Origin of the sequence: Acinetobacter sp. P1(2025), from assembly GCF_051390655.1 — a bacterium.
Classification (GTDB): domain Bacteria; phylum Pseudomonadota; class Gammaproteobacteria; order Pseudomonadales; family Moraxellaceae; genus Acinetobacter; species Acinetobacter junii.
The window spans coordinates 1-2,533 of record NZ_JBPKBJ010000146.1 but is presented as its reverse complement, the minus strand read 5'-3'; the positions used below and the strand labels follow the sequence as shown (position 1 = coordinate 2,533).

General features: G+C 47.0%; 3 protein-coding genes. All 3 read right to left on the bottom strand.

Annotation, left to right across the window (positions count from 1 at the left end):
* Positions 1-31: 31 nt before the first annotated feature.
* Positions 32-1,657, bottom strand: a complete 1,626-nt coding sequence (gene tnpC, locus ACSC97_RS18055) for an IS66 family transposase (RefSeq protein ID WP_157938044.1) — start codon at positions 1,655-1,657, stop codon at positions 32-34.
* 74 nt (positions 1,658-1,731) lie between these two features.
* On the bottom strand, positions 1,732-2,067 hold the full coding sequence (gene tnpB, locus ACSC97_RS18050) for an IS66 family insertion sequence element accessory protein TnpB (RefSeq protein WP_157938043.1): 336 nt from the start codon (positions 2,065-2,067) through the stop codon (positions 1,732-1,734).
* The gene (tnpA, locus tag ACSC97_RS18045; protein WP_004762545.1) at positions 2,064-2,447 is read right to left on the bottom strand and encodes an IS66-like element accessory protein TnpA; all 384 of its coding nucleotides are present in this window, start codon (positions 2,445-2,447) and stop codon (positions 2,064-2,066) included. The genes tnpB and tnpA overlap by 4 nt, the downstream gene beginning before the upstream one ends.
* Between the last annotated feature and the right edge of the window lie 86 nt (positions 2,448-2,533).

Genomic DNA, 2,533 nt, shown 5'->3' with positions numbered 1-2,533 from the left:
GTAAGCGTCCGCTGAACCCCATGCCTATTTTTTAATTTGAGTTGGATTTCCAGCGATGTGGCAGTAATTCTTCTATTTGGGTCGCTTTATGCGTCGGCAGCCTTTTCAGCACATCACTGAGATAGGCATACGGATCCAACCCATTCAGCTTTGCTGACTGGATTAAAGTCATGATATTTGCCGCTCGCTGTCCACTGCGCAGCGAACCTGCAAACAACCAGTTCTTACGGCCCAATGCCCAGGGGCGCATTGAGTTCTCTGCCCAGTTATTGTCAATGGGTAGATTGCCATCATCCAGATAGCGGCTTAAGGCTGGCCAACGCTTCAGACTGTAATTGATGGCCTTGGCGGTTGGAGAACTCGATGGCACCGTCAGATAATGTTGGTTGAGCCATTCATACAGTTGTTGCATCACCGGTTGGCTGTGCTGTTGTCGGTATTCGCGGCGGTGTTCTGCTGTACTATCGGTCTTTTTCCTGAGTTCGGCTTCTATCGCATACAGTTTCTGAATCATCAGTAATGCCTGTTCAGCGATCTGACTTTTCCCAGTCACATGTAGCTCATGGAATTTACGACGTGCATGCGCCATGCAGCCCACCTCAATGACATCGCCTGATTTAAAGCGTGCTTTATAACCACTGTAATCATCACAGACCAGATAACCCTGCCAGCCATTCAAGAACTCTGCAGCATGCTGACCTGAACGGCTATCCTGAAAGTCATAGATCACCGCTTGAACTGGATTGTACTGTGTAGTGGCATAGGCCCAGACATAACCTTTCTTCGGTTTTTTCTCATCATCACCCATCCGCATAATGGTGACTGGTGTTTCATCTGCATGGATCACCCGCTGTTGCAGCACCACCTGTTTTAAGGCATTGGCCAGAGGTTCCAGTTCCACACCGCAGCGACCTATCCAGTCAGATAAAGTAGATCTGGACAGATCAATGCCCGCCCGCTGATAGATCAGGCGCTGACGGTACAGCGGCAAATGATCGGCATACTTCGATACCAGCACATGGCTGAGCAGTTCAGGTGAAGCAATGCCTTTATCAATCACATAGGCGGGCATCGCTTGCTGAGTCAGGGTGTCACACTGATCACAGACCCATTTGCCACGCACATGCTGTTCCTTATAGAACTGTGCCGGTCTGAAATGCAGTTTTTCACTGATATCTTCGCCGATACGACGTAACTGGCAGCCACAACTGCATTGGGTTGATGCTGGTTCATGCTCAATACGAATGGTGTGTAGATGATCGGGCAGCAGTCGACGTTTAGGTTTATTGGTTTTGGCTTTCTGTGTCGCTGCATCGGTTTTATCTGCATTCAGCCGTTCCAGTTCCAGATCAACAGCAGCAATATCTTCTTCAACCGCTTCATCCCAGAGATGGATTTGTTTTGCAGTGAGATGTTCGTTTTTACTGCCGAATTTGTGCTGTTTAAATAGTGCGAGTTCATGCTCGTATTTTTGATTGAGAATAGAAAGATGTTGAACTTTAGAATCTAATTGCTGATTGGTGACTTCAAGATGTTGAACTCTGGCATCTAATTGCTGGTTTGATTGTGCTAGAGACTGATGCTGCAGCGCCAACTGTCTGGTAAATTCCAGCAGTTGTTCATGGGTCAGTTGGCTTAAGTCAGGCAGCGTATTCATGACCGCAGTATGCCTGAGGTCATGAGAAGAATGAAATAGAACGTTTGGAGAATAGCGGAATGGAACAGCCTGGTTTAAAGCATCGTCACCACCTGCTGTCGTCCAATGCGCTGCCAGGGCAAACCCTGGATCAGTGCCTGTAACTGTTCCGGGCTGAGGGCCACGGTTTCACCTTGGTGAAGCTTAGCCCAGTGAAATTTGCCCTGTTCCAGCCGCCGGGCACACAGCCAGATGCCCAGTCCATCATGCACCAGTACTTTCATACGATGACCACGTTTATTACAGAACAGGTAAGCACAGTGCGGCTTGATCGAGCCAAAGGTTCTCACCACCTGAGCAATGACAGTATCCATCCCTGCTCGCATATCCAGAGGTTGGGTAGAAAGCCAGATTTCATCAATGCGGATCATGTTGCAAGTGCCTTGAGTAATTCTGCTAAAGCAGATATTTCTGATACTTGCCATTTCAAGCCAATTTCTGCTTTTGAGTGGGGTAAAGTAATTTGAACCGTTAACATGTCAGTAGGAGTAGGATCTAATGGTGCAGAGCAAGATAAGGCAATAAATGCAGGTTTATTCGGTAGTGGTGAGCGATCATTCCCTGGCTTACCATCAATTAAGCGAATCCATTTGGATACAAGATTTGTATTCAATCCATGTTGCAAAGCGACCGAAGCAATTGAAACGTCCGGTGCTTTACAAGCCTGAACGATCTGCTGTTTAAATTCAGCACTGTATGTTCTTCGTTTTTTCGCAAGAGATGCGATGGATGTCTGGTGATTTGTAGTCATAAATTTTAGTCCCCACTTGTTTTTAAGTGGGGACTAAATTAAGGCTTATAGGATGAATTCATAAGGTGTGTTCAGCGGACGCTTAC

Excerpts from the sequence above, each read along its gene's own strand:
- tnpC (WP_157938044.1), bottom strand. The coding sequence starts at position 1,657 with ATGAATACGCTGCCTGACTTAAGCCAACTGACCCATGAACAACTGCTG.
- tnpB (WP_157938043.1), bottom strand. The coding sequence starts at position 2,067 with ATGATCCGCATTGATGAAATCTGGCTTTCTACCCAACCTCTGGATATG.
- tnpA (WP_004762545.1), bottom strand. The coding sequence starts at position 2,447 with ATGACTACAAATCACCAGACATCCATCGCATCTCTTGCGAAAAAACGA.